At 64.9% G+C, this 26928-nt stretch carries 17 protein-coding genes, 1 tRNA gene and 2 pseudogenes; 11 read left to right on the top strand and 9 right to left on the bottom strand.

All coding sequences use genetic code 11. The annotated features are described in order from the left end of the window. The 3 genes and pseudogenes from AUL38_RS12120 to argF all read right to left on the bottom strand — a co-directional run. Positions 1-227: pseudogene (locus tag AUL38_RS12120) on the bottom strand (hypothetical protein); the annotation flags it as partial. Positions 228-411: 184 nt separating this feature from the next. After that, positions 412-1872 carry an argininosuccinate lyase gene (gene argH / locus AUL38_RS12115; RefSeq protein ID WP_083506844.1) on the bottom strand — a complete coding sequence of 487 codons (1461 nt, stop codon included), beginning with the start codon at positions 1870-1872 and terminating at the stop codon, positions 412-414. Then, positions 1848-2774, bottom strand: a complete 927-nt coding sequence (gene argF, locus AUL38_RS12110; protein WP_059062563.1) for an ornithine carbamoyltransferase — start codon at positions 2772-2774, stop codon at positions 1848-1850. The genes argH and argF overlap by 25 nt, the downstream gene beginning before the upstream one ends. A gap of 43 nt (positions 2775-2817) precedes the next feature. Between argF and AUL38_RS12105 the strand changes: the two genes are divergently transcribed. Further along, positions 2818-3579, top strand: coding sequence for an HAD-IIB family hydrolase (locus tag AUL38_RS12105; protein ID WP_059062561.1), 762 nt, complete (start codon positions 2818-2820; stop codon positions 3577-3579). A gap of 216 nt (positions 3580-3795) precedes the next feature. Here the strand turns inward: AUL38_RS12105 and AUL38_RS12100 are convergent, their stop codons facing one another. Together AUL38_RS12100 and radA are read right to left on the bottom strand one after the other, a co-directional pair. Further along, positions 3796-5313: a malate:quinone oxidoreductase gene (locus AUL38_RS12100; RefSeq protein WP_059062559.1), complete on the bottom strand. Its 1518-nt coding sequence runs from the start codon at positions 5311-5313 to the stop codon at positions 3796-3798. Positions 5314-5375: 62 nt separating this feature from the next. After that, the gene (radA, locus tag AUL38_RS12095) at positions 5376-6698 is read right to left on the bottom strand and encodes a DNA repair protein RadA (protein WP_059062557.1); all 1323 of its coding nucleotides are present in this window, start codon (positions 6696-6698) and stop codon (positions 5376-5378) included. Between the two features lie 116 nt (positions 6699-6814). Here radA and AUL38_RS12090 point away from each other — a divergent pair. Beyond that, positions 6815-6903: transfer RNA gene (locus tag AUL38_RS12090), tRNA-Ser, on the top strand. A gap of 90 nt (positions 6904-6993) precedes the next feature. On the opposite strand, the gene AUL38_RS12085 is transcribed toward AUL38_RS12090, so the two are convergent. The 3 genes from AUL38_RS12085 to AUL38_RS12075 all read right to left on the bottom strand — a co-directional run bounded on the left by AUL38_RS12085 (position 6994) and on the right by AUL38_RS12075 (position 9941). Continuing rightward, on the bottom strand, positions 6994-8625 hold the full coding sequence (locus AUL38_RS12085; RefSeq protein ID WP_059062555.1) for a GNAT family N-acetyltransferase: 1632 nt from the start codon (positions 8623-8625) through the stop codon (positions 6994-6996). Then, complete coding sequence (locus AUL38_RS12080; RefSeq protein ID WP_059062553.1) at positions 8622-9374, bottom strand: GNAT family N-acetyltransferase; 753 nt, start codon at positions 9372-9374, stop codon at positions 8622-8624. Before AUL38_RS12080 ends, AUL38_RS12085 begins: the two co-directional genes overlap by 4 nt. Before the next feature lie 63 nt (positions 9375-9437). Beyond that, positions 9438-9941: an FBP domain-containing protein gene (locus tag AUL38_RS12075; protein WP_059062550.1), complete on the bottom strand. Its 504-nt coding sequence runs from the start codon at positions 9939-9941 to the stop codon at positions 9438-9440. An 82-nt stretch (positions 9942-10023) separates the two neighbouring features. Here AUL38_RS12075 and AUL38_RS12070 point away from each other — a divergent pair, with 82 nt between their 5' ends. The 5 genes and pseudogenes from AUL38_RS12070 to AUL38_RS12050 all read left to right on the top strand — a co-directional run bounded on the left by AUL38_RS12070 (position 10024) and on the right by AUL38_RS12050 (position 13432). Then, positions 10024-10548: a TetR/AcrR family transcriptional regulator gene (locus tag AUL38_RS12070; RefSeq protein WP_059062549.1), complete on the top strand. Its 525-nt coding sequence runs from the start codon at positions 10024-10026 to the stop codon at positions 10546-10548. Positions 10549-10616: 68 nt separating this feature from the next. Then, complete coding sequence (locus AUL38_RS12065) at positions 10617-10868, top strand: hypothetical protein (RefSeq protein ID WP_059062546.1); 252 nt, start codon at positions 10617-10619, stop codon at positions 10866-10868. A gap of 66 nt (positions 10869-10934) precedes the next feature. Further along, a complete protein-coding gene (locus AUL38_RS12060) occupies positions 10935-11336 on the top strand; it encodes a carboxymuconolactone decarboxylase family protein (protein ID WP_235590708.1) in 402 nt (133 codons plus the stop codon). Positions 11337-11386: 50 nt separating this feature from the next. Continuing rightward, entirely contained in the window at positions 11387-11683 is a 297-nt protein-coding gene (locus tag AUL38_RS12055; RefSeq protein WP_059062542.1) for a hypothetical protein, read from the top strand. 255 nt (positions 11684-11938) lie between these two features. Continuing rightward, a pseudogene (locus AUL38_RS12050) lies at positions 11939-13432 on the top strand (peptide MFS transporter). A 137-nt stretch (positions 13433-13569) separates the two neighbouring features. Here AUL38_RS12050 and AUL38_RS12045 read toward each other — a convergent pair. Continuing rightward, on the bottom strand, positions 13570-22431 hold the full coding sequence (locus AUL38_RS12045) for a VWA domain-containing protein (RefSeq protein ID WP_059062540.1): 8862 nt from the start codon (positions 22429-22431) through the stop codon (positions 13570-13572). A gap of 466 nt (positions 22432-22897) precedes the next feature. Between AUL38_RS12045 and AUL38_RS12040 the strand changes: the two genes are divergently transcribed. From AUL38_RS12040 to AUL38_RS12025, 4 genes are read left to right on the top strand one after another with little or no spacing between them, the layout of a single operon-like run. Beyond that, positions 22898-23353 (top strand): DUF3817 domain-containing protein, encoded by a 456-nt coding sequence (locus tag AUL38_RS12040; protein WP_059062538.1) that lies wholly within the window; start codon positions 22898-22900, stop codon positions 23351-23353. Positions 23354-23375: 22 nt separating this feature from the next. Then, positions 23376-24821, top strand: coding sequence for a bifunctional pirin family protein/GNAT family N-acetyltransferase (locus AUL38_RS12035; RefSeq protein ID WP_059062536.1), 1446 nt, complete (start codon positions 23376-23378; stop codon positions 24819-24821). Further along, positions 24818-25783 carry a TIGR00730 family Rossman fold protein gene (locus AUL38_RS17795; protein ID WP_235590707.1) on the top strand — a complete coding sequence of 322 codons (966 nt, stop codon included), beginning with the start codon at positions 24818-24820 and terminating at the stop codon, positions 25781-25783. Before AUL38_RS12035 ends, AUL38_RS17795 begins: the two co-directional genes overlap by 4 nt. Before the next feature lie 28 nt (positions 25784-25811). Continuing rightward, positions 25812-26924 carry an AI-2E family transporter gene (locus tag AUL38_RS12025; protein ID WP_059062534.1) on the top strand — a complete coding sequence of 371 codons (1113 nt, stop codon included), beginning with the start codon at positions 25812-25814 and terminating at the stop codon, positions 26922-26924. The last annotated feature ends 4 nt before the right edge of the window (positions 26925-26928 follow it).

Below are 26928 nucleotides of genomic sequence, written 5' to 3'. Positions count from 1 at the left end.
CGCACATCAATCGCATCCAGACGACGATCCACCCCATCAAACCGCACATCAATCGCATCCAGACGACGATCCACCCCATCGAACCGGCCGTAGAGTTCAGCGAACTGGCGGTCTTGCACCTCGAACTTCGCTACGAAGGAGCGCTTGAGCCCACTGTTGCTTCGCATCACAACCGCGGAGATCGTAATCACCGCGGCGGCCAGTCCGACTACTTCACTGACGGTCATGCAACTACTCCTCCACAGTTGACACTTGTTGCCTGTGTGCACCTACGATACTCGCGGACTCGGCGTGGTGGAGGGTAAATCTGCCCTGCAGGTCGAATTTGTGGAGAAGTGCCTCCTGGGTACAAAAAAGCCGACCTGTGGGGAATGCTCCGCAGGTCGGCTCCTTCGTCAGTTCGCTTGCGAGTTAGCCGCGGAACTCCGCAATCTTGCCCGCGAGCTTGTCGAGCTGCTCGGCGACGCGCACGGAGGCCGTACCGCCCGCACCCACGCGAGAGTTCACCGACCCCTCGATGGTGAGCACACCGCGCACCGCGGGGGTGAGGTGTTCCGAAACAGCAGCAAGCTCTTCGTCGCTCGGCTCATGGAGTTCGAGACCCCGCTCCTCGCAGTACCGCACGAGCTCGCCCGAGATCTCGTGCGCATCGCGGAAGATCACTCCCTGCTTCACGAGCCACTCGGCGACGTCGGTCGCGAGCGAGAAGCCCTGCGGCGCGAGTTCGGCCATGCGCTCGGTGTCGAAGCGCATCGTCGCAACCATGCCAGTGAATGCGGGCAGCAGCACCTCAAGCTGGTTGACGGAGTCGAAGACCGGCTCCTTGTCCTCCTGCAGGTCGCGGTTGTACGCGAGCGGCATGGCCTTCAGCGTCGCGAGCAGACCGGTGAGGTTGCCGATGAGGCGGCCCGACTTGCCGCGCGCGAGCTCGGCGATGTCCGGGTTCTTCTTCTGCGGCATGATGCTGGAGCCGGTGGAGTAGCCGTCGTGCAGGCGCACGAAGCCGAACTCCTTGGTGTTCCAGAAGATGATCTCTTCGCTCAGGCGCGAGAGATCGATCCCGATCTGCGCGGTGATGAACGCGAACTCGGCAACGACGTCGCGCGCAGCGGTGCCGTCGATCGAGTTTTCGAGGGGCTCACCGAGGCCGAGCTCCGCGGCGACGAGCCGGGGATCGAGGCCGAGCGACGACCCAGCGAGTGCGCCACCACCGTAGGGCGAGGCGCTCGCGCGTGCCTTCCAATCGCGGAGGCGCTCGAGATCGCGCACGATCGGCCACGCGTGCGCGCCGAGGTGGTGCGCGAGCAGCACGGGCTGCGCGTGCTGCAGGTGCGTGCGGCCGGGGAGGATCGCGCCCTCATGGGCGACGGCCTGCGCGTGCAGCGCCTCAAGCAGGTCGACGAGCATTTCGCCGATGATCGCAGCGTGGTCGAGCAGGTACATGCGCACGAGCGTGGCGATCTGGTCGTTGCGGCTGCGGCCAGCGCGGAGCTTGCCACCGAGCTGCACGCCGGTGATCTCGATGAGGCCTCGCTCGAGCGCCGAGTGCACATCCTCGTCAGCCTCCGCCGCGACGAAGCGGCCGTCGGCGACGCGCGCCGAGAGCTCGTCGAGCGAGGCACGCATCTCGGTGAGCTCGTCGGCAGTGAGGTAGCCGGCGGCGGCGAGCGCGCTCGCGTGCGCCTTCGACCCGAGGATGTCGTACTGCGCAAGCACCCAGTCAAACTGGGTGGACTTGCTGAGCTTCAGCAGCTCGGGCGACGGGCCGCTCGCGAAGCGACCGCCCCAGAGGGCGCCGTCCTCAGCCGCCCGGTTGCTGTTCTCTGCTCCTGCGGGTACCTGCTCAGTCACTTGCTCTCCTTCAACAACCATGCCATCAATGCTTTCTGGGCGTGCAGGCGGTTCTCCGCCTCATCCCACACGACGCTTTGCGCGCCGTCGATAACCTCGGGGGCGACCTCGTACTCTCGGTACGCGGGCAGGCAGTGCAGGAAGATCGCGTCGTCCTTCGCCTGGGCCATGAGCTCACCGGTCACCCGGTATGCGCCAAAGGTCGCGATCCGCTCGGCCTTCTCGGCTTCCTGGCCCATCGACACCCAGGTGTCGGTGATCACAGCATCGGCGCCGATAACAGCCTCGACAGGATCAGTCAGCACGGTGACACTGCCACCGGTCTCTGCGGCGATGCGCTTCGCGTCTTCAATAATGTCCTCGCGCGGGTGGAAGCCAGCAGGCCCCGCAACGCGGATGTGCATGCCAGCGGTCGCGAACCCGAGCAGGTACGAGTGCCCCATGTTGTTCGCGGCGTCGCCGAGGTAGGTCGCAGTGAGCCCGGTGAGCTCGCCCTTCTGCTCACGAATCGTCTGTAGGTCCGCGAGGATCTGGCAGGGGTGGAAGTCGTCAGACAGCGAGTTGATCACGGGAACGGTCGCGTGCTCAGCCATCTCTTCAAGCCCTGAGTGTGCGTGCGTGCGCCACACGATGAGCGACACCATGCGCGAGAGCACCTTCGCGGTGTCGGCGATCGACTCCTTCGCGCCAAGCTGCGCCTCGCCCGGGTTCACGATGATCGGGTTACCGCCAAGGTCTGAGACGCCTGCGGCAAAGCTGAATCGGGTGCGGGTGGAGGTCTTGTCGAAGAGCACCGCAACCGACTGCGGGCCCTCGAGGGGTCGCTCGCTGAAGCGGTCTCGCTTCATGCGCGCAGCCAGGTCGAGCACCTCGCGCTGCTCCGCGGGTGTCAGGTCGTCGTCTCTTAGGAAGTGCCTCATCACCCAGCCAGCTTACTCGCCCGCACACTGTGGCAGAATCTTGGCCATGTCACTTCCCCGCCTGGTCGCATTTGATCTCGACGACACTCTGGCCCCCTCGAAGTCTCAGGTTCCGCAACGCATGCTCGACGCGTTCGGGGAGTTGCTGAGTCGCACCACCGTTGCGGTGATTTCGGGGGGCAACTTCGAGCAGTTCGAGGCGCAACTCATCTCGCAGCTCGACTCCGCCGATTCGGTCACCGAGGAGTCGCTCGAGCGGCTCCATCTACTCCCCACCTGCGGCACCCGCTACGAGCGGCGCGAGGCAGGCGCGTGGCACACCGTGTACCGCGAACAGCTCACCCCTGATGAGCGCGACGCGGCGCTCACGGCGCTGCGCGAGGAGGCCGAGCGGCTCGGCTTATGGGAGACGGAGCCGTGGGGCGAGATCCTCGAGGATCGCGGCTCGCAGATCACCTTCTCCGCGCTCGGGCAGCGCGCCCCCGTCGACGCGAAGCACGCCTGGGATCCTGACGGCGCGAAGAAGAACACGCTCCGTGCCACGGTCGCCGCACGGCTCCCGGGCCTCGAGGTGCGCAGCGGTGGATCAACCTCCGTCGACATCACCCGCCGCGGCATCGACAAGGCCTACGGTATGCGGAAACTCGAGGAGCACACCGGGATTCCGCTGGCGGACATGCTGTTTGTCGGCGATCGGCTCGACCCAGACGGCAACGACTACCCGGTGAAGGCGATGGGCGTGGAATGCCACGCGGTTGACGGGTGGGCAGATACAGCCGCGTTCGTCGAGCAACTACTCGCGCAGTAGAGCCCCCCGCAGCCAGCCGCCAGCCGCCAGGCCGCTCGCACGTCTGGAATACACGAAAGCTATGCCCGATCCGCAGGATTCTGGCATAGCTTTCGTTGTTTCAATACGAACGGTTGCTGGCCGCCCCGCTCGCGGCACGCGCATCCCCATAAACGCCGAATGCCCCACCGTGTGGTGGGGCATTCGGTCAAGCAAGCGGGCACAGCCCGCGTCGACTCACGCTTCGACGGCTGCAGCCTCGGCAGGTGCGGGTGCATCAAGCGCAAGATCGAGCACACGCGTGGTCCGCTCGAGCGAGGCCTTGGCCGCCTCGGGGCGCCCGTTGAGGCCCTCTCCGAGTGCAGGGACCTGCTCCTTGAAGATCTTCTCCCACTTCGACGAGTACTCGTCGGGGAAGCAGGTCTCGAGCACACCGAGCATCGCGTGCACGGCGGTTGAAGCCCCCGGCGAAGCGCCAAGGAGACCCGCGATCGAGCCGTCGGCTCCGGTGATGACCTCGGTGCCGAACTGCAGGATGCCACCCTTTTCGGGATCCTTCTTCATCACCTGCACACGCTGGCCGGCCGTGACCATCTCCCAATCCTCGGTGCGCGCGCTCGGCAGGTACTCGCGGAGGGTCTGCATCTGCTTCTCGCGGCTCGCGAGCAGCTCAGAAACGAGGTACTTCTCGAGCGAGAACTCGGTGAGGCCGACCTTGACCATCGGGCCCAGGTTGTGCGTGCGGATCGAGCCAGGAAGATCCCACCAGGAGCCCTTCTTCAGGAAGTTCGGGCTGAAGCCTGCGTACGGCCCGAAGAGGATGCTCTTCTCGCCATCAATGATGCGGGTGTCGAGGTGCGGAACCGACATCGGAGGCGCACCAACCGCGGCCTTGCCGTACACCTTGGCGTTGTGCTGCTCGACGATCTCGGGGTTCGTGGTCTTCAGGAACTTGCCACTGATCGGGAAGCCGCCGAAACCCTTGATCTCGGGGATGCCCGAGGACTGCAGCAGCGGGAGAGCGCCGCCGCCAGCACCGACGAAGACAAACTTCGCGTTCACGACGGTCGGGCCGTAACCGGCACGGCTGCGAACGTGCACATCCCAGGTGCCGTCGCTCTTGCGCTTCAGCTTCTGCACTTCGGTCTCGAGGTTGACCGTTGCGCCCTCATTCTCGAGGTAGGTGAAGAGCTGACGCGTGAGCGCACCGAAGTCCACGTCCGTGCCAGCCTCTGAACGCGTCGCTGCAACAACCTCGCTCTTTGCGCGGCGGTCAATGACGAGCGGCGTCCACTCGGCGATCTTCTCGGGGTCGTCGCTGAACTCCATATCGGAGAACAGCGGCTCGGTCTTGAGGAGCTCGTAGCGGCGACGCAGGTAATCAACGTTGTCCTCGCCGCGCACAAAGGTCATGTGCGGGGTCGGGTTGATGAAGCTGGAGGGCTCGCCGAGAATACCGCGCTCGACGAGGGTGGACCACCACTCGCGCGAGAGCTGGAACTGCTCATTGATGTTGATGGCTTTATCGGCCGAAAGGCTGCCGTCCTTGCCCTCGGGCATGTAGTTCAGCTCGCAGAGCGCAGCGTGTCCTGTGCCTGCGTTGTTCCACCCGTTGGTACTTTCGGTTGCGACTTCGCTGCGGGACTCAAAGACCTCAATGGTCCAGTCCGGGCGAACCTGCTTCATGAGGGTTCCGAGCGTTGCGCTCATCACTCCGCCGCCGATAAGTACGACATCTACCGTCTTAGTGCTCACGATCTTGAAGTGTACCTCGCTTATCGGGGCGACAGATCACCGTGCCACTCAGGGAGGCCTAATTACGCGATCGCCGTACGCCTCGCTTCGGCGAGAGTTTCGGCGCCAGAATCAATGATTCGCGTGTAGCCAAGCCGTTCGGCCTCGGCCACGCGCTGTGTTCCCGAGGTCACCGAACGAATTTCACCGGCCAGTGAAATTTCACCGAAAGCTGCAAGCTCGAGGGGCAACGGTCGGTCGGCGACCGCGGAAATAACAGCGAGGGCGATCGCAAGATCAGCTGCGGGCTCGCTGAGCTTCACTCCCCCAACAGTCGAGACATAGACGTCTTGGTCGTGCAGTCGAACGCCGGCCCTGCGCTCGAGCACCGCGAGGATCATCGCCACCCGAGATGGGTCCAGACCACTCGTCACGCGCCGCGGATTCGGCGTCGCACTCGACGCGACGAGCGCCTGGATCTCCACGGGAAGTGCGCGCCGCCCCTCCATCGCGACCGTTGCGCAGGTGCCGCTCACAGGCACCGTGCCGCGGCCAAGGAACAGTCCGCTCGGATCAGCGACCTCGGAGATACCGCCGCCGGTCATCTCAAAACAGCCGACCTCATCGGTCGGCCCGAAGCGATTCTTCAGCGTGCGCAAGAACCGCAGTGCCGTGTTGCGGTCGCCTTCGAAATGACAGACCACGTCAACGAGGTGTTCGAGCAGCCGGGGACCGGCGATCGACCCGTCTTTCGTGACGTGGCCGACGAGAATCACAGGCGTGCCGCGATCCTTCGCAACGCGGATCAGCGCCGCTGCAACCTCGCGCACCTGCGAGGGGCCGCCGGCGATACCTTCGACCTGGTCACTTGCGAGGGTTTGCACGGAGTCGATGACAATGAGCCCCGGGTCCACCATCTCGATGTGCCCGAGCACCGACGCGAGATCGGTCTCCGCAGCGAGATAGAGCGTGTCGATGAGCGCGTTCGTTCGCTCGGCGCGCATGCGGATCTGGCCAGTCGATTCCTCTCCGCTCACGTACAGCACGCGCGCACCGTGCCCGGCGATGCGTGCCGCGACGTCGAGCAGCAGTGTGGACTTGCCGACCCCCGGCTCCCCGGAGAACAGGATCGCCGCCCCGGGCACGATGCCGCCCCCGAGCACACGATCCAGCTCGTTGATACCGGTCTGGCGATGCTTGACCGAGTCGCCCGATAGCTCCGTGATCGGCCTGGCCTCCCGACCAGCCTCGGGAGCCGCCGCCTTCGTCGTGCGGGCGAGCGACGCACGGGCGGCGCCGCGCACCTCAACAGTGCCCCACTGCTGGCATTCACCGCAGCGACCCACCCACTTTGCCGCCTGCCAGCCGCACTCACTGCAGACATACGCGCTGCTCGTTTTCGCCATGTATCGAGGCTAGCGGAGGCCCCCGACATCGCGCCCGGCTCCCGGGCGACATGCCGTAACGGCCCGTTTGCGAACTCGATTAGGATCTGGAGACGCTTTCCCGTAAGCTTTTCCGCGGTGACGTGTCCGAGCGGCCGAAGGTGCAACACTCGAAATGTTGTGTAGGCAACCCCTACCGTGGGTTCAAATCCCACCGTCACCGCCACGTGAAAACCCCCGCTAGATCCCTTGGAAACATTGAGATCGCGGGGGTTTTCCTTTTCACCTGTAGGGCTGGAGGCTCTCACACGGGGCGCTAGACATGCTTGGCGTAGGTCACGGACCTGTCGCGCGGCTCGAAGCCAAGCGTTTCGTAGATCCCGAGCGCCCCGCTGGGGTTCTTGGAGTCCACATCGAGAATCGCCTGCTCAAGACCGGCTTCTCGGTAGGCCCGTAGCGTTTCGGCAATCATCCCCGACGCAAGCCCACGCTTCCGCCAGCTCCGCACTACTCCGACCATGGCAACGTACCCGAATGAGCCACCGTTAATCGCCCATTCCGCCTCATCAACCTCGCTGAGCACGCCACCGATCACTTGGTATGGGTCGTCCGACATCCCCGTTCCAGTGACGGCGACTCGTGAAAGCGTCGGCGCGAAATCGCTGAGTGCTCTCGCATCGCCCCACTCCCGCTGAGTAGTTGGCTGCGATCCCCAGTGATCACGGAACGCATCGTTCATCGCGCCCCGTGTCGCCTCCGAGAACTCCTCGCTGTATGGCAGCAACGAGACCCCGACGGGAATCGGCCAGGTCGGGGCCTCAGCGTCGAGGGATGTGCCGAGCTCGATCCACCACCGGACCGGAGAGAACCCTGCGGCGGCGAACAACTCGGTCGCTGTCACGCTCTCCTCGCGGGCGCCCGTCGTGATGAGAGCCGGCAGGTTGACGTCTGCGGCGGCGAGCAGCTGTCTGCCGCGCGCCTCCTGCCAGGCGAGGAGTGCGCGCCCGATACCCAGCCCGCGCCACTCGGGGTGCACAGTGCCGTCGAGCGACACCTCAATCTCCGCGTCCCACGTGTCGCCAAGCCTTGCCTCCCCGAACGCCACGGCGGTACCGTCACTTGCGAACCCGATGATCGTGTCGGTGGCAAGCACAAATCGTTCGCCAGTGAGACTCAGCTCGATGACCTCACGAGAAATGAGATCACGAGGATGGTCTATCAGCCCTGCGGCGTGGGTGAGGGCATGGAGGATATCGACGTCGTTAGTGGTCATTGGCCGCCAGGTAATTTTGATCGTGCCCACTGTCGTCGGCAGCGGCGGGAGATCATCGGGTGCGAGCGCACGGTCGCGCAGCGGTATCCCCCGTGCGGCAAACGCCCGAGCATAGATCTCCCGCACGACGGCTGCCTTGCGTGCGTTGTACGCCATCACAGTCTGCGCTCCACCGGTCACCGCGGCGGCCTTCGCTTCGGCGTAGCGGTCGCGATCCGCTTCGTTCATTCGTAGCCAGTCGCGGAACAGCACATGCCGCGCAACCTCCACGGACCCGGGACCGAAGACGTGGAGGTTCACCCGCGGCTCTTCGAGACGGAGCAGCCGGTGCCCTGATAGCTCGGGCTCTCTCACTGTGAGTAGGTACCCGAGCGCTTCAAGAGCCGGCACGTAAGCCACCTCGTCCGCGGGATCGTCGACAATCAGGTCGAGATCAATGACGTCCTTCGCGGGGAGCCCAGCCACCGCGGTGGATCCGACATGTTCGATGCCCGCCATTGCACCACGAAGGGCGCCCGCAATACGCGCTGCGAGCGCCACAGCACGATCCTCCCAGTCGTCGCGTGGAGCGACGATTTCAATGCGCTCCGGCCGCGGCGGCCCCACAACCCAGGGGTTGTGGACAACGATCTCGTCGCCGAAGTTTGCGATGCCGTACGGCAGAAATGCGGTCATGGTGTGCTCCGTTCTGCCGATGTGCCGTCTGAGCGGGCTGAGACGTCCCAGGTGCCTAGGCGCTCGAAGCCCGACTTGCCCGCGAGGATCACCGACGACGTATTGTCAAGCTGGCAGCGATACTGGGGCTCGAATCCTTCCGAAAGCGCGTGCCGAACGAGCGCCTCGATCACGCTCTTCGCTCGGCCCTTGCCGCGAGCCGCCGGGAGAGTGACCACCCCGAGGTCGGCGACCGTTGCGCTACCCCCGAAGGGGAAGGCACTGCCTACTGAGACGAGCCGATTTCCGTCGAAGGCGCCGAACACAGCCCAGTGATCGAGGGCCACGAAGGCCTCCGCAAAGTCCTCCGCTGGGGCCGCTGCGGCGAATACGGCGAATGCTGCGCCGTCCTCGGAAGTGAGCCGTCGGACGTTATCGTCGTTCGCCGCGGCGGCCAGTCTGGCCTTCTGCCCCTGAGGCAGAAAGAACAGGTTGTCCGCGCCATTCATCGCGATCCCGGCTGCGGATAGGGCTGCTCGCAAGCCTTCTTCGGTGGCTGCGACGGCCACACCGGGCAGCCCTACTGTCTCCGGCGACACAAGCACGCTCACTGCTGTCGTCGTGGCAAGGATCTGCACCGGGTATTCAACCTCGTCTCTCGCGTCTATGGCAAGCCGGAAGCCGCTGTGTGCACGGATATCCTCACCGTTGTCGAACGGCTCTATCCAGGTCTCACGAACGGCCTGCGATGGAAAGTTCAGAGTGGTCATTGCGGTCTCTCTCTGGCGCTGCCACACGGACAGGCGGTGGGTTGATTGTATGAAACTGCCGGGTCAGCCGGTAGTGGTTTTGCTGAGCACGTTTGCGACGAATGCTTGTGCTCTCGTCGCGAGTTCGGTGCGGCGCGCTGCGACCAGCACTTCGGCCGGCGGATCCAACTGTGTGACCGGTCGCATTGCGTTGACCCGTGCGTTGCAATCGAGGTCGACGCAGAGATAGGTTCCGAATGTTGACTGGTCGCGTTTCAACAGCGACGTCGGTGCACTGAAGAGCGCGACCTGCTCAAAGCGACGGGGTAGCCGACAGAACTCGCACATCACCGCACGCTGTTGCGAGGTTCTCGTTCGGGTTCTCGTCAGCATGATGCCTTCGAGTGCGCCGTCGCGCTCAACGAAAAGATAGCCCCGTTGCGGGGCGCTGGGATCACGCCACCCGAGATAGTCGCGCTCCTGCACCGGCGGGGTAAAGCTGTGCGCGGGCATGCGCACCGTCCGCCGGACCGAGGCATCGATGTTGCCGAGGGCAGAGCGGAGCGTCGTGAGTGAGCGGGGGTCCAAGTTGTCTCCTTTCGTGAACAATTTGGACATGCGTACAAATTGCTCGTATAGACTACATGCTCAGCAAGAGAGTTGAGAAGCAATGGCATATTTACCTCGGGAAGAACGCCGCGCAGCGATCCTCGAAGCAACGATCCGGGTGCTCCGCTCAGACGGGTTCGCCGGGGTCTCTGCACGCTCGGTCGCAGCCGCTGTCGGCGGATCCCCAGGGCTCATCCACCAGCATTTCTCGAGCGTCACAAGCCTCATAACGAGCGCGTGGCAACAGTACGTCGCGGAGAGCCTCAATGAATTTGAGGCCGCCATTCGCGACGAGGAGCACGATCCGATGCGCGAGTTCTTTGGAAATCATGTCGATTCCGGCCAGCGCGATGAGATCGGCATCTGGGTCAGCGCGTGGGCACACGCGCTCCGCTCACCCGAGTTCGGTGTCGTATTCACTGAGACACTCACCGATCTCACGAATGCGCTGCGTGCGGCCTCCCCCGGACTCACCGAGGCGGCAGCAGAGCGCACCGTTTTGCTCGGCTTCGCACTCGCAGGCATGCAACAAATAGCCCCTGAGCGTTACGGCCCAGAACGGGTTCTCGCAATCATCGACGGGTAGCGGAATACGCGAGTGAATACACGCTCTTCTCAGTTGGGACACACAGCCCCGATTGGTACGGTGGCCGCATGCTGGCGTTGATGGGTCACGTTTCACAATCCCTTACTCGGATTTCTACGCCGACGCTCGACGATTTTGACCTGTCGTCGCAGACGGGCAATCTGTGCGTTGGGCTGCCGAGTCACATCGAGACCGTCTCACTCGTTGGTTGGGCGGCACTGCTCCTAGGCGGGGCGCTGCTGCTCATCGGTCAGGTCATGAAGCAGCGGGCGGCGAAACGGCGCACAGCGCGCTTTGGTCCGACCGGCGAGCAGCACTAGCCGCACGAACAGCACCCGAACGGAGTCTCCATTTCACCCGTCAACATCACCAAGCACCACCCCGAGGTGTACACGCAGCTCTCCGGCCTTAGCGGCGCCGCAGAGGCCGCAGCGGCGTCGGCTGGCCTCGAGCCGACCCTGATCGAGCTCGTCCAGATCCGCGTCTCCCAGCTCAACGGGTGCGCGTTCTGCATCAGGTTGCACACACGCGACGCGCTGAAGCTTGGCGAGTCCAGTGACCGACTCGCGGTGCTCCCCGCGTGGTGGGAGTCGCAGTACTTCTCCCCGGTGGAATCCGCCGCGCTTGGCCTCGCAGAGGAGGTCACCCGGCTCACCGTCCCGCCGCGGACAGACTGGGACACGGGAGCGCTCACCGACGAGCAGGCCTCCGCCGTAAGCTGGCTCGCCCTCGTCATGGGCGCTTGGAACCGGGTCGCGATCCGCAGCGGCTACCGCGTTTCACCGTAAGCCGCAGCTGATCCGTTGACACTTGCGCACTTAGCGATTGAACTGGACGCATGATTATTCTCGGCTTGGCACTGATCCTCGCGGGGGTAGGCCTCTTCTTCGCTTCGACAGTACTCGTGCTCCGGGCATACCCCGGTCAGCGCATCCCGCACGGACTGACCCGCGAGACCATGCCCGAGCGTTCCAACGTGTTGCAGGTCATCGGCATGCTTCTGATCGTTGCCACCGGATTCTTCATTGCCCGCGAACTTGCACCGTGGAACTTTCTGGTAATGCTCCTCGCAGTCGCGGCCCAAACCATCGTGATTGCCGCCCACAACCGCAGGGTCACAGCAGCACAACAGTAGGCAGTAGGGAGCAGCTCGCCCCGACGCCGCACGCACGGCGCCCCTCCCCTGGGATTCCTCAAGAAGCCTTATCTGTAAACGAATGATACGGTTTTCCGTGGCCCCCTCCGTGGGGCGCGGACACGCGGGCCTGCCTGTGCAATCGTTCGCGCACCATTTCCGGGGCTCTTTTCATTGATTTCGGATTCGCAGCGGTGCGCCCTCGCACTATGCTGCGAGGTGGTGTCGTTCGCGCAGCATCCCGAGGGGGAACACGTGTCATCACCGACCACGCAGCCCGACAGTCCGGCCTCAGCCGGTACTGGAGCGTCGCAAAGCCGCGGCTTCTTTGGCCATCCGTGGGGGCTCGCGAACCTCGCGGGCGTCGAAATGTGGGAGCGGTTCAGCTTCTACGGCATGCAGGCGCTGCTGGCCTTCTACATCTACTACTCGGTGACCGACGGCGGCCTGGGGATGTCACAGGCCGCTGCGACCTCGATCGTCGGCGCCTACGGCGGTCTCGTCTACCTTTCTGCGGTACTCGGTGGCTGGATCGCCGATCGTGTCCTTGGCGCTGAGCGGACCCTGCTCATTGCCGCATGTCTCATCATGGTCGGACACCTGGCTCTCGCGTTCATTCCGGGCATGCTCGGCCTGGCCATCGGCCTGGTGGGCGTCGCGCTCGGATCCGGATCGTTGAAGACCACCACGTCGACGGTGCTCGGCGATCTCTACGAGAAGGGCGATCAGCGGCGTGATGCCGCGTTCTCCATCTACTACATGGGTGTGAATATCGGTGGCTTTGCCGGCCCGCTGCTCACGAGCGCGCTCTGGGGCTGGAAGGGCTTCCACTGGGGCTTCGGTCTCGCTGCAATCGGTATGGCGATCGGCCTCATCCAGTACCTCGCGATGCGCAAGCACACCGTGAGCGCTTCGAGCATGAAGCCGGGCAACCCGCTCTCGGCGAGCCAGAAGCGCATCTGGACTGTCGTCCTCCTGGCTGCGATCGCGGTCATCGCGCTCGCGCTCTCTTTCGGTTTCATCACCGCTTAGAACCTCTCGACGATCGTCGTCGTACTGATTGTGATCGCGGTCGTCGTCCTGTTCACTGTGATCCTCACGAGCCATCAGGTCTCGAAGGTGGAGCGCAAGCAGGTTGCCTCGTTCATTCCGCTGTTCCTCGCGTCGGCCGTGTTCTGGTCACTATCGCAGCAGCAGTTCACGGTGCTCGCGATCTACGCGGATCAGCGCCTGAACCGCACCATCTTCGGGTGGGAGATGCCGCCGAGCATGGTGCAGACGATCAACCCGATGCTCATCATCATCCTCGCTGGCGTGTTTGCCGCGATGTGGGTGAAGCTGGGCGATCGCCAGCCAAGCACCCCTGTGAAGTTTGCGATTGGTACCGCCATCATGGGCGTCGCATTCTTGTGCTTCATCCCGTTTGCCGGTGGTGCGAACAACACCGTGCCGCTGCTCGCGTACGTGTTCATCATTCTGTTACTCACGCTCGCGGAGCTCAGCATCTCGCCGGTGGGCCAGTCGCTCGCGACCAAGCTCGCGCCGAAGGCGTTCCATTCGCAGATGGTCGCGCTGTTCTTCCTGTCGATCTCGCTCGGCTCGGCTGCGTCGGGCACGCTGTCGCGTTTCTACACCGCTGAGACCGAGGTTCCCTACTTCCTCGCGCTCGGTGGAGCATCGATCGCCGTCGGCGCCATTCTGTTCCTCGCACGCAAGCCAGTGCTACGCCTGATGGGCGGTATCCGCTAACACCTCTCGCGGTGACATACGGCGAAAGGCCGGTCGAAGTTGGGGCTTCGACCGGCCTTTCTGTTACGCAGCGGTTCATGGGGCGTCGGCGGGATTCCTGGGGGAAGCGATCCAACGTCCGCGCTGCGAGCCTGTGACTACTCTGCGCTGTGTGTGCGCCTCCGCTTCCAGAGCAGGGCGCCCGTGCCGAGCAGCAGGAGGGCGATTCCGCCGCCGAGGAACCCAGTCACCTGCGCGCCGGTGGCGGGCAGTCCCCCTGGAGTCTTCCCTCCCGGAGCCTTCGGGTCGGGGTTCTTCGGGTCGGGGTTCTTCGGATCAACCGGGAGTGCGGTGACCTGCACCTTCGCGCTATCGGAATGCTTGCCCGCATCCTTCGGATCTCCGAAGGTGTGGTAGTCGACAGTTGCGGTGTTGGTGATGTCCTTGCGGACAGCTTCCGGATCCACCGTCACCGCGAGCGTGATTTCGGGTGCCACTGAGGCGCCGTCGGTCGAACCCTGTGGCTGAAGCGGTCCGAACAGCTCGCAGCTCAGCGTTCCGCCGTAGCCGCCGGAATCCTGTCCGCTCACGTCACACTCACTCCAGTTCGGGAACGTCCCCGGGGCGTCTTTCCCGTCCCAGGCCACATCAGTGACCTTGAGGTCGGCGGGGATCTCATCGGTGACGACGACGCCTTCTGCAGCGCCATCATCGGAGATGTTCTCCACGGCCAGCGTGTACTCGAACGACTCCCCGGCAACAATCTGCTCGACGCTCGCGTCCTTCGAGATCTCGACCTCGGCGTGACGCGCAGCACCACATCCGGCAGTCGCCGGCGGGTAACTCGCGTTGAACGTGAGCTCCGGGTTCGCCGAGAACTGGATGGTCGTGTTCCCACGCCACGAGTAGTCAAGCTCGCTCGGGTCAAGGATCAACCCGTTGAAGACGTACTCGGAGGCCTGTTCTGGGGTCATCACGGTTGTGGTGCCCGGGATCAGGTAGCCACCATCCGGCGCCATGTCTGACAGCCGCAGTGCACGCCACCCCGGGTAGTCAACGCTGATGCCCGAGGGCGTAAACGCTGAGCCAGGCCAGGTTGCGGTTCCGTTCCAGTTCGTCGAGCCACCAGGCTCCACGAGGGAGACCTCTGCAGGCTTCGTGTCTGCGTTCCCCTCGTCGGGGGTCCACCGGAAGTTCACCGGCTTCTCCTTGAGCAGCTCCGACTTTGATACCGACCAGCCGAGCATCGGCGCGTCAGCCACGCAGAGCGTGTAGACGGTCGCGGTGAGGTCACGCACCGGCACCTGCACGTCTGCGCAGTCGTTGTCGGGGTTTGCATCCCCGGCCATCTCGACGCAGGCCGTGTTGGTGAGTTCATCGAGCGCAGCTGGCGCCTCAGGTGTGGGAGCACCCGAGAGGATCGGATCAGCCTGCAGCACAGCTGCCGGCAGGAACTCGACACCAATCCGCACGTGCACTGACTCGCCGGCCGGGATCTCATCGAGCGTGAGCTCGACCGTGTTCCCGGAGTACCCGGGGCTCGGGCCCCAAGCAGCGTTCTCATCGACCGTCAGCCCGGTGATCTTCAGTCGATCGTTGAGCGCCTTGTCGGTGACCTTCACGTTCTTCGCTGCCGCGGTGCCCTCGTTCGTCACGGTGAGCACGTAGTCGAAGGTGTCGCCTGGGGCGACCGAGGTCTTCCCCTCTGCGAGATCGACGGTCTTCGCGATACTCACGTCACCGAAGTTCACGACCTGGCAGCCGCTGTCCTCGGCGGTGAAGCCGCCAGACAGGATCCGGCCGATGTTCGGGATCAGGATGCCGGTCTCGCCAGTGTCCTCGCATACTGCGGGCTTCGGGGCGTCGGTCGGTGTGACCTTCACCGTCGCTGTCACGCGGTAGACGAATTCAGTGATTCCATCAGCGAGGTTGTTTGGCGTGAACTGCGCTCCCTGCACGATGGTCCACTCACCCGAGACCGGGCGACGTGGGTTCTGTGGCTGCGGAGTATCCGCAGACGCGGCCTCGGCAGACCATCCGCCAACTGTCTCGACGCCCTCGGGCATTTGCGGCTCATCCTGCAGCGTGAAGCTCACGCCCACAGGGTGGCGCGCGTCCGTCTCTGGGTAGCTCACCTTGATCTCGTATTCGAGCCCGAAGGTGCCGTCACCGTTGTCGGTTGTCTTCCCGCCGGTCTTATCGATCGTCGGGTGGAGCGGCTCGGCGCAGGCCTCGGCCGGGGTCGATGCTCCGCCAGACACGAGCTTGGCGGTGTTCAAGAAGCCACCGGCCTTACCCTCGGGGAGGCACTCGGTGGTGCCAGCCTTGACTGCCTTCGGCGTAACATCTGCGGTCACCGTCACCCGGTAGGTGTGGGTGTCGCCCGCTGCAATCACCGTGCCAGCCGCAATGTCCGCGTTCCACTTCGTGTCAGAGAAGTCGCCCTTGCCGTTTGCTCCGGTCCACGAGGCCGACTTCACGTCGATCCCGTCACCGAACGCGAGCGTATCGGTGAGGTCGTACTTCGCCGCGAGGGCGTCCGGGTTCTTCACGACGAGGTCGTAGCCGATCTTCCACAGGCCGTCCGGGTCCTGGGTCACCTTGGCGACCTTCTTGGACACGGTCGGTTGTGCACGCTCGGGTACGGGGATGCACGCGCCGTCGTCGCCTGCGACGGTGTCTCCCTGCGTGAGCTCTGCAGTGTTGAAGAATCCGCTGCCCGGGCCTGCACACTCACTCGCCTCGGCGGTCACGTCGTTGCCGACGCGAGCCTCCCAAGTCACGAGCCAGGTGTGTGCCTGGTCGCCTGCGCCGATGTTCACCGGATCCCCGGTAAACGGCTTGCCCGGTGTGATTCCGAACGCGCTCCCCTGCGGATCAGTGTCCGTGCGCTGCGCGGTGCCATCACCGGGGGTGAGGCCTGCCGCGAAACCGGGGGTGTCCGTGAGCGTGTAGAACGACTCAAATCCTCCCGTGGTCACGGTGAGCTTGTAGCTCACACGCCACAGCTCGGGATCCTTCGTGTCCTGCTCTGCACTGACTGCAGTCTTCGCGATCTTCGGCAGCTTGGGCTCAGCACATGCCTCCACCGGAGTGGTAACCGTGCCGGAGACGAGTTCCGCGGTGTTCAGGAACCCGCCAGCCTCGCCCTCGGCCTGGCACTCAGCAGAGCCATCGGTCAGTGCCTCGGCGCTCACGGTCGCGGCAACGCTCACACGGTAGGTGTGTGTGCTGCCGGCCTTGATGCCCTGGCCCTGCGCGATCGTCGCGTCCCAGCTCGCGGGGGTGAACTCACCCGCGCGATCGCCCGGTCCGCTCCACGAGGCCGACTTCACGTCGATGCCTTCGCCGAAGGCGAGCGCGTCACTGAGGTCGTACTTCGCGGAGAGCCCGCTCGGGTTCGTCTCGCCCTGTGCGGGGAGCGTCACCACGAGATCGTACTCGACGTTCCAGTCGCCGCTCGGGCCCTGCGCCACGTCGACAACGGTCTTCGTGACGCTCGGGTACACGCGATCCTGCACCGGTAGACAGACGTCGCCGTCACCGATCACGGTGTCTCCCTGCGTGAGGGTTGCCGAGTTGAAGAAGCCGGTGCCCGGCCCCTCGCACTGCTGCTGGTCAGCGGGCGTCTCGGTGCCGACGTGCGCCTCCCAGGTGACGAGCCAGGTGTGCGGCTTGTCGTCAGCGCCGATCTTCACGGGACCTCCCTTGAAGGGATCGCCCGCGGTGATCGCGAACGCGTCCCCTACGGGATCGGTGTCCGCGCGCTGCGCTGCGCCCGCTCCGAGGACGACGCCGTCGGCGAACGCCGGAGTATCGGTGAGCGTGTACGACGAGTCGAAGCCGCCGCCGGTGACGGTGAGCTGGTAGATCACGCGCCACAGCTCGGGATCCGCCTCGTCCTGCACCGCGCCGACCGCTGTCTTTTCGATCGTCGGGAGCTTCGGCTCGGCGCACGCCTCGACCGAAGCCGGGGTGCCCGCCGAGACGAGCTTTGCGGTGTTCAGGAAGCCGCCGGCCTCGCCGTCGGTGCGGCACTCTGTGGTGCCCGCCTCGACTGCGGCTGCGGTCACGGAGGCGACCACGGTCACGCGGTACGTGTGGGTATCCCCAGCCGCGATCGTTGTTCCCTGCGCGAGGTCCGCGCTCCAAGCACCCGCGGTGAAGTCACCGGCGGCGCTCCCTGGTCCGGTCCACGAGCCCGACTTCACGTCGATCCCGGTGCCGTACGCGAGGGTGTCGCTCAGGGTGTACTTCGCTGACAGCCCGTCCGGGTTCTTCTCGCCCTTCTTGGGGAGCTTCACGACGAGGTCGTAGTCGATGGTCCAGTCGCCGTTCGGTCCCTGCACCGCCTTCGCAACCCGCTTCGAGGCCTTCGGCTGCACACGCTCGGGAGCCGGGAGGCACGCGGTGTCGCCACCCGTGACCTCGTCGCCCTGGATCAGGTTCGCCGTGTTGAACAGGCCGCTTCCGGGCTCGCCACACACGCGCTGCTCGGCAGGGATCGCGTCGCCGAGGCGCGCCTCCCAGGTCACGAGCCAGGTGTGCGTCTTATCGTCCGCCCCAATCTTCACCGGGGTGTCACCGAAGGGTGCCCCGGAGGTGATTGCGACTGCGTCGCCAGCCGGGTCAGTGTCGGTGCGCTGCGCGGTACCTGCGCCGAGGGCCACACCCGGCGCAAACGCCGGAGTATCGCTCAGCGTGTAGGCGGAGTCGAAGCCGCCGGTCTTGACCTTCAGCTCGTAGCTCACGAGCCACAGGTCGGGATCGGCCTGATCCTGCACCGCACTGACTGCCTTCTTCGTGATCTTCGGCAGCTTGGGCTCGTCACAGGCACTCGCCTGCTCAGTGACCCCGCCAGCGGTGATTGCCGCGGTGTTCAAGAAGCCGCCGGCTTCGCCGTCGACGTCACAGGTGAGCGCGGAGTCCTTCGATGCCCACGCTGCCGGGTCGATGGTGGCAAGCACCGTGACCGTGTACTTTTCGGTGCCACCTGCGGCGAGCGCGCGGTTCGTCGCGAGGGTTGCGGTGCCGTCTGCTGCGAAACTGCCGGTCGCGTCCCCCGGGCCGGCCCAGCTTGCCTCCGTGACGGTGATGCCGCCTCCGAAGCGGAGCTCGTCACTGAGGTTGTAGATCGCCTCGGTCTGCTTCGAGCGGTTCTTCGCGGTCACGTCATAGGTGACCTGCCACGAGCCGTTGTCGAGCTGGGTGACCTTCGAGACCTGCTTCTCGACGTCTGCCTTGGCAATCTCAAGCGACGCGCATGCTTGTGACGAGGGCTCGTCAAAGTGGTTTGCCACGGTTGCCGTGTTCCAGATGCCAGTCTTCCCGGCGGTGTCACAGACGAGCGCGTCGGGCGATGCCGTGGCGTCGACCGCCACCCTCAGCGTCACCGTAGCGGTGATCGACCGACCTGGACCGAGATTCACCTTTCCGACGACAACTCCATTCCCATTCCACCTGGAGTTCAGCAAACCCCCAGTCGATGACACGCTGTCCACTCGGACCAACTTCGCCCCTGGCTGCATCGCGCTCACAGTATCTGTGAGGTCATACGTCACTTCCGCTTCCGAACCGTTAGTGACATCGATCTTGTAGCTGACCTGCCAGGTGCCGTCGTCGTCGTTCTGCTTCACAGGCAGCGCTGTCTTCACCACGGTCTGCGATCCCGGCTCGGCGCAGGCATTGTCACTGTCGTCACCGCCTGGGAAGGCGATGTGCGCGGTGTTGAAGAACGCCCCGCCGGTTTCGGCGTCACAGGTGAGCTGCGGCTTCTCCACGGTCTTGTCGAACGATGCAATCACGCGGAAGGTGTACGTGTCCGTGCTGTGTGCCTTGATCGGGGTGTTCTCCGTCGGAGCACCACCCTTGTTGATCCAGCTCGTCGACTCGACGGTGAAACCAGCGCCGAGCGTCGGGGTGTCAGTGAGCGTGTAGCTGCTCGGCACCGGGCTGTCGTTCTTCACGGCGATCGTGTAATCGATCTGCCAGGTGCCATCCTCGAGCTGCGTCACCTGACCGGCGCTCTTTTCGACGGTCAGTGGTGCTGGCTTGGCGGTGTTCACGATCGTGCAGACCGCGTTGTCGCCCGCAGCGAGCGCGAGCGTCTCGTCGGAGCCCGCAGCAATGAGCTGAGGATCTTCGTCGTTCACAACGCAGCTGAACGCTGTGCCGTTGTCAAAGCCGTTCTGCTCCGCAGACTCGCTGAGCGAGTAGTGACCGGGCAGCACGTGCGTTGCCTTGACACCGCCAGCGCCCTGCAGGGGCTGCTGTTCTCCGGGGAACGGGGTGATCGCGCCTTCGTCGCCCGCGCCCGGCGGGGTCCACGTGGCTGACAGCGTCCAGCGCTCATCGCCGACGGGAACCGTCTGCAGTTCGTCGCCGACCTGCACCTGCTTCACGAGCTGGAGCGTGGGCTTCGGATCGTTGACAGCGGTGCACTTCAGCCACTCGCCAGCGTCAACCGTGACGCCACCGTTTGCACCGTCGACGACGGAGGTGCCCCAGGTGGGTACCCCGTCTTTCACGCTGGTTGCTGCCACGCACTCCCACGATCCGGTCGCGCCGGCCTTGTGGTTTGCGGCCCAGGCAACCTGGGATGTGGGTGCCCACTGCTGGGTGTAGCCCTCAGCTTCGGGGGTTCCCGGTGCTTCAGCGAGCGCATAGTTGGTTCCTGCGGTCACCGGCGCGGTTGCATCGGCTTTGCCTGACTTACCACTCGGGCCTGCGAGCGCGTCCTTCGGAGCGATCGCGTTGAGGGTCCAATCGGTCACCGGGGTCTGCCCGTGAGAGAGCCGCTTCTCAAGCGTCAGCTTCGGCTGTTCACACGTCACGCTGTTTGTGAGGGTGACCTCGTTCACGCCCTGCTTACTCGTCTTCGTGAGCTTGGTGAGCCCGTTATCGAGCACGGGACTAAACGTAGCTGTGTTGGTGCAGAGGGGGGGAAGCCCAGTGACCTTCTCGGAGACGCCCACCGTCGAGTTCAGGGCAAGGTTCGGAATCGCTTGCCCGAAGTTCACGCCGCCGCTGGGGAGCCCAGGATTCCCTGAGAGCTGTAGCGAAGCGCTGAGACCCGGGATAGATTTCGGTGCCACGTTGGGGTCGGTCGTCTCTTCAAACTTTCCGTCACCGTCCGCATCAATCTTCCAGACCTTGTCGACGCGGAGCTTGGCGGAAAGATCCTGCGTCTGGTTGTACACCACGCATGAAACGGTCGCATTCTGGATCGGATCAACAGTGAAGCCGGGGTTTGTGGCCGTACCGGTGTTTGTCACTGTGACTGGCTTTTTCGTGTCAGTTCGCGTGCACACGGCGTTCTGGCCGTCCTGCGGCACGATGCTGTACTGGCCCGTCAGAGACTCGGTGATGCTGAGTTTCCTGCCGGCCTGATTCGTTCCTTCGAAGCTCGACCGGAATCCGAGGGCGCCTGTGCTCCCGGTCACGCCCTGCGCGCTCGTCGAGAAGGTGCTGCCCTTGGCATCGGTGCGTACTGACGCGGTGGGAGCTGTGGCGGTGAATCCCCAGTTCGCGCGCGGCTCAGCATCAGCAACAGTGCCGCCGACCGGAATCACCTGTTTGACGACGTTGACCGTGCCCTCACAGTTCTTCGAGGACAGCGCTTTCATCTGTGCTGCGAGGTCGTCCCAATTCGCGACCTGGTAGTAGTCCTGACCGGCTACCGGCCCGGAGATCGCGCGGAGATTTTCCGCGGCTCCGGAGATCCCACCGCCAACGCCGACAGCGATGATGCCCACACCGTGGCTCTTAATCGCGTTCGCCGAGGCGATCGAGTTCTCCATCGTGATGAAGCGCGTGACGTCTCCGTCTGGCGCCCCTCCCGCATACGTTGTTGGCATGCCGTCGGTGATCATGATCACGAGGTCGAGTTCACCTGCGCTCGCCATCGGGTTCAGCCCCCAGAGGCCACGGTCCCAGTTCGTCGCTTCGCCCGTGGCTGGGGCAGTGAGCCCTTGCGCCTTGTTCAGCACAAACGTTGCTTCCTCCTGCGTCGCAACGCTCCTCAGAGCCATGTTGTCGTTGCTGTTGCCCCAGGCGGGAGAAGTGTTGCCAAAGGTGTGAAGCGCAATTTTCGATGGGGTGCCAACCAACGCGTTCACGACTGCCGAAGAGGCGTCACGAACCTGTTGCACTGCCCCAGCATTCTTCACCGACCCCGAGAGATCTACGAGCAGCGCAACGTCAATGCCACACACAGGGTCCAGCTGAGGGTTCACGCGAGCGGTCGCCCAGTTGCCTGTGCTCGTCCGTGTTCCATCGCTCTTCGTTCCCGGAACCGCGATCGTTCTGGCGCTGGCCGAGTTCTTGCTGTTTGCTGCGCCCGTGTAGAAGGAATAGCTTTGGGTTGTGACCGAGCTGCCATTGTCGGTGACCAGCCGGGGCAGGAGTTCCCAGCCGGTCGGTGCGGCGTCCGCCTGTACGAGGTAGCCAGCGGAGCTGCTCTTGCTCCCACGTGTCGGCACTTTCATCCAGCACTGCCCGTTTGCATCCGTTGTACAGGTTGCTGTCGGCGTCGTCTGTGTTTGGTTCGTCAGACTTGTCGCTTCGTAGGCGCTGTACGTTACGCCAGCGAGGCTGGCAACTGCAGTCGGACCAGTCCGGTCTGACAATGCGCTCACATTGATGATGATTTGCTTGTCAGAGGGATTTGAGGCGTTACCTGGCCCGCCGTTTTGGTCGGGTGCTGCGGCGAGTGGCGCCGCCAGCGGAGCCGCAGCGGCAGGGGCATCGGGAGCGTCAGCTTCCTCAGATTCTTCGACCGGGACCTCTGGCGCGGGCGTGGCCGGAGTCTCAGCGCCCTCCTCGGCCGGCGATTCCGGTGCGGCAATCTCGCCGCTCTCGTCCCCGGGCGTGGGGCTCGCAGTGCCGCCCTCCCCGGGAGTGAGCTCTGCGGGCGCATCGACGACGGCGCTCTCCAGCGAGCTCTCCGTCGAGGGCGGCACGACGGCGGCGAATGCCGCGGTCGGAAGGCCGGTGTACATCACCGCCGCTGCCACAAGCATGGCAAACCCTCTGCCGAGGTTTCGGCGTCGCGAACTCCTCGCCGGTGTAACTGACTTACGTTGCTGCCCACGTCGTGACATGCGATTCCCCATCCCCACTGATGCTGGTGTGCTTCTCGAGTCCCCAAAAAACTCGAAGCGTATTCGAAGACGATAAGCGTCATCACTCACGAAAGCAAGCCGGCTCTGTGGCGTTTCGAGGTGAACACAATGTGAACACTCTGCGCTACAGAAGTTGATGTACTGGAATAGTCAAGTCATAGCATTCGAACGTAAATCTTCGCGGACCTGCAGTTTTAATTCCCGGACACGGGGTTCCACGAGGCGGAACGTGTGTGCGATGTTTGCAAGTTCTGCCTCACGGAACTTCTGTGAGAAGTCTCTCGAGGACTCCATTCCTTGTCAAGATCGTTACCTTCGCCACGCGCCCCACTTCTCATCCGGATGCGGCAAGATGGGAGTCACTATGAGCCCGAGAAATCTGTTCCGCCTGTTCGCTACCGCAGAAGTGATCACCTGGGCGGGCCTCATCGCCGCGCTCATCCTCCGCGCGACCGGGATGACCGACGGCGCTGTGCGCATCGCGGGCGGCCTCCACGGTTTCGTCTTCCTCGCCTACTGCGTCACCACCGTGTTCGTCTGGATCAACCAGCGCTGGCGCGCGGGCATCGGCGTCACGGGGCTGCTGCTCGCGGTGATCCCTTTCGCCACCTATCCGTTCGAGCGCTGGCTCGACAAGCGCGATAAGCTCGCAGGCCCCTGGCGGCTCGCACCTGGTGGCGACGCGCCACACGGCTTCGTCGAACACGTCCAAGCCTGGATCCTGCGCCGCCCGATCCTCTCGATCGCCCTCATCGCGGCGCTCGTCGCGATCGTCTTCGTGGTACTCCTCTGGCTCGGCCCGCCGGTGCCGAGGGGCTAAGATCCTCCGAAAGGAGTTCAGCATGAGCAATCTTGAGACCGAACCGACCGAGCGCGTCTGCGCCCCGGGCTCCGGCCACCCTGGGGACGTTGAGGTCCTCGATCCGCGCGACGTCCCGCTCGGGGGCCTCCGTGGAATGAACGTCCGCCGCACCCTCCCGCAGCGCAGCAGGAGCCTCATCGGCGCCTGGTGTTTCCTCGACCACTACGGCCCTGACGATGTCGCGGCGACCGGCGGCATGAACGTCGCCGCCCACCCGCACATCGGGCTGCAGACCGTGAGCTGGCTGTTCGCGGGCACGATCGAGCACCGCGACAGCGCCGGCAACCACGCGAAGGTGCGGCCGGGCGAACTCAATCTCATGACCGCGGGCTCGGGAATCAGCCACTCCGAGCGATCCACCCCCGACACCACCGTGCTGCACGGCGCGCAGCTCTGGGTTGCGCTCCCCGAGCGCGCCCGCGGCATCGCGAAGCGCTTCGACCACTATGCGCCGCCCATCATCAGCGGTGCCGGGTACACGGCACAGGTCTTCCTCGGCTCACTGCTCGGCCACACCTCACCGGTCAACACGCACACCCCGCTCGTCGGAGCGGAGCTCGCGCTCGAGCCGGGTGCCGCGCTCGATATCGGGGTGGATCCACGCCACGAACACGGCGTACTCGTCGACCGCGGCCAGCTCACGCTCGCCCCGGGTAGCGGCAGCGGTACGATCCTCAGCCCCGCAGACCTCGGCTACGCTGCCGCAGGCTGCGACACGCTCCGGCTCACAGCCGGGCACGAGGGGGCAAGGATCCTCCTCATCGGCGGCGAACCGCTGCGCGAAGAGCTCGTGATGTGGTGGAACTTCATCGGCGGCAGCCACGAGGAAGTCGCGGCGGCACGCGATGCGTGGCAGGCCACGCTCGAGATCGCTGCAGCAGGGCCTCTCCCCGCAGGCGACCGCTACGGACTCCCAGACGGCGAGCCCGAACCGCCGCTGCCAGCACCCGTGCTGCCCACCGCGCGACTCCTCCCACGCAGCCAGCTGCCGCCGCTCCCCGAAGCGACGCCAACGATCGCCACCACGACGAACACGACTTCGCCGGCTGCTCCGCCAGAGATGGCGCCCACGGCCACCGAACCGACTCCCCCGACCACTCAGCGCGAAACCGAGGTACCCGAAATTTCCGAACCAATTCTCGTCGTGCACGAGCCAGATGAACGGCGCTACGCCATCTACGAGGGCGAGAAGCTTGCTGGCTTTACCGCGTACCGTCCGACCGCGCGCGACGAGGGCAGGGCCTTTGTCCATACTGAAATCGACGAAAAGTTTGGCGGCCGCGGCCTCGCCGGCACGCTCGTCTCCGAGGCGCTCGCGGACACCCGCGACGCAGGGTTGCGGATCGTGCCGTACTGCCCGTTTGTCGTCGCCTGGCTGAAGAAGCATCCCGAGTTCGAAGACGCAGTCGACTGGCCCGCCGCGTGAGCGATGCCATCCGGGTGAGCGCCGTTGTCATGCGCGACCCCGAGGGCAGGGTGCTCAACGTGCGCAAGCGCGGCACCTCGACGCTCATGCTGCCAGGCGGCAAGCCGGAGCCCGGCGAGGATCCACGCGACACCGCGATCCGCGAGTTCGCTGAGGAGCTCGGCGTCCAGCTTGATCCGCTGCGGCTGCGCGGCCTCGGCGAGTTCCGCTCGCCGGCCGCGAACGAGCCGGGGCGCGACGTTGTCGCGCACGTATTCGAGCACCCGTTCGTCGCGGTGGATCGGCCGCTCGCCGAGATCGAACATCTCGAGTGGGTAGATCCCACCCAGGATCATCCCGCGATGGCCCCGCTGAACACGGAGCACGTGTTCCCCGCGCTTGCGGCGGGCATCCGAGCGCCGCAGCGGCTTGCCGTGTTCACGGGATCCGCGCTCGGCAACTCCCCGGAGTTTGCATCGGCGGCCCGTGAGTTTGGCGCCGCCATGGCTCACGCCGGCATCGACCTCGTCTACGGCGGCGGGAAGGTGGGCCTCATGGGCACCGTCGCCGACGCCGTACTCGCGAACGACGGCGAGGTCTTCGGCGTCATCACCGAGTCGCTCCTCGCCGGCGAAACCGGGCACACGGGCCTCACCCGGCTCGAGGTCGTCTCGTCCATGCCAGAACGCAAGCGCCGCATGGCCGAGCTCACCGACGCCTTCGTCGCGCTCCCCGGCGGCCCCGGCACACTCGAGGAAATCTTCGAGGTGTGGACATGGGCGACCCTCGGGATCCACCAGAAGCCGGTCGCGATCTTCGACGTGAACGGGTACTGGCAGCCGCTACTTGCTGCGCTCGACGCGATGGTCGAAGCGGGTTTCTCCTCGCCTGCGGCACGCGCCTCGCTCATCGTCGCGACCGACCCCGCAGAACTCTTCACGAAGCTCGCCGCGTGGCAGCCGCCGCGACCGAAGTGGTCGTAACCCAGGCCGGTTCCATTACGCTGAGTGCATGAGCGACGCCACGACCCCTACACCCGCTGGCCCCTCCTCGCGCCCGGGTCTCCCCCCGTCGGTCGTTGTGTTGCTTGGGCTCGCCGGGGCCGTGGTCGTGCTCGCCGGAGTGTCGAACGGGCGCGAGATCATTGGGCCCCTGGCGCTTGCCGCCGTCATCGTCATCATATGCAGTCCGCTCAGGCGCCCCTTCGATCGCATGGGCTGGCCGAGCTGGATCTCCACGACACTCGTCGTCGCGCTGTCATGGGCGGTGCTGCTGGTGCTCGCCGGGATGCTCGCGTTTGCAACGGCCGAGTTCACCCAACTCGTCATCGCGTACAGTCCCGAGCTTCGGGCGACCGCCGACACGCTGTTTGAGTTCTTCACCTCGCTCGGGCTCAGCGCCCAGATCACCGACGCACTCACGTCGATGCTCACCCCGTCCCGCATCATCAGCTACGCAACGTCGCTGGGTAGCAGCATCTTCGGCATCCTCACCGCGCTCTTCTTCATCTTCGCGTACGCAATCTTCATGGCGGCCGACGCTGGCCGCTTCGCGAAGGCCACCAGGTCCTTCGGCCCCTCGGCCGCGCCGCGCGTGCGGCGCTTCGCGCACTTCAACGGCAACGTCCGCCGCTACTACGTCGTGAACGCGGGATTTGGCCTGCTCGTGGCCGTCGTCGACGGATTCGCGCTCTGGGCCCTCGGTATCCCTGCGCCGCTCGTCTGGGCCATCCTGTCATTCGTCACAAACTTTGTCCCAAACATTGGCTTCGTACTGGGCCTCGTGCCGCCAGCACTCCTCGCACTGGTAGTCGGCGGCTGGCCGTTGATGCTCGCGGTCATCGCCGTCTACGCGATCGCGAACGTGCTGCTGCAGGTGCTCATCCAGCCAAAGTTCGTGAGCGATGCCGTGAGTCTGAGCCTCACCCTAAGCTTCGCCTCGGTACTGTTTTGGACTTTCATCATCGGCCCGCTCGGCGCGATCCTCGCAATTCCGCTCACCCTGCTCGTGCGTGCGCTCATCCTCGAACGCGATCCGGCGACGCTGTGGCTGCGCTGGCTCTCCGGGGACAACGCGGCAACCGAGCACAGCAAGCGACCGCGACCGGTGTCAGGTCCCGAATAGGCCG

The sequence above is a fragment of the Leucobacter sp. G161 genome (genome assembly GCF_001482305.1).
Lineage (GTDB): Bacteria > Actinomycetota > Actinomycetes > Actinomycetales > Microbacteriaceae > Leucobacter.
This window is presented reverse-complemented; position numbering and strand designations above follow the sequence as displayed.

Bases quoted from the DNA above. Each gene is read 5' to 3' on its own strand.
- argH (WP_083506844.1), bottom strand. From the start codon at position 1,872: ATGGTTGTTGAAGGAGAGCAAGTGACTGAGCAGGTACCCGCAGGAGCA.
- AUL38_RS12105 (WP_059062561.1), top strand. From the start codon at position 2,818: ATGTCACTTCCCCGCCTGGTCGCATTTGATCTCGACGACACTCTGGCC.
- radA (WP_059062557.1), bottom strand. From the start codon at position 6,698: ATGGCGAAAACGAGCAGCGCGTATGTCTGCAGTGAGTGCGGCTGGCAG.
- AUL38_RS12085 (WP_059062555.1), bottom strand. From the start codon at position 8,625: ATGACCGCATTTCTGCCGTACGGCATCGCAAACTTCGGCGACGAGATC.
- AUL38_RS12080 (WP_059062553.1), bottom strand. From the start codon at position 9,374: ATGACCACTCTGAACTTTCCATCGCAGGCCGTTCGTGAGACCTGGATA.
- AUL38_RS12070 (WP_059062549.1), top strand. From the start codon at position 10,024: ATGGCATATTTACCTCGGGAAGAACGCCGCGCAGCGATCCTCGAAGCA.
- AUL38_RS12065 (WP_059062546.1), top strand. From the start codon at position 10,617: ATGCTGGCGTTGATGGGTCACGTTTCACAATCCCTTACTCGGATTTCT.
- AUL38_RS12055 (WP_059062542.1), top strand. From the start codon at position 11,387: ATGATTATTCTCGGCTTGGCACTGATCCTCGCGGGGGTAGGCCTCTTC.
- AUL38_RS12045 (WP_059062540.1), bottom strand. From the start codon at position 22,431: ATGCTTGTGGCAGCGGCGGTGATGTACACCGGCCTTCCGACCGCGGCA.
- AUL38_RS12040 (WP_059062538.1), top strand. From the start codon at position 22,898: ATGAGCCCGAGAAATCTGTTCCGCCTGTTCGCTACCGCAGAAGTGATC.
- AUL38_RS12035 (WP_059062536.1), top strand. From the start codon at position 23,376: ATGAGCAATCTTGAGACCGAACCGACCGAGCGCGTCTGCGCCCCGGGC.
- AUL38_RS12025 (WP_059062534.1), top strand. From the start codon at position 25,812: ATGAGCGACGCCACGACCCCTACACCCGCTGGCCCCTCCTCGCGCCCG.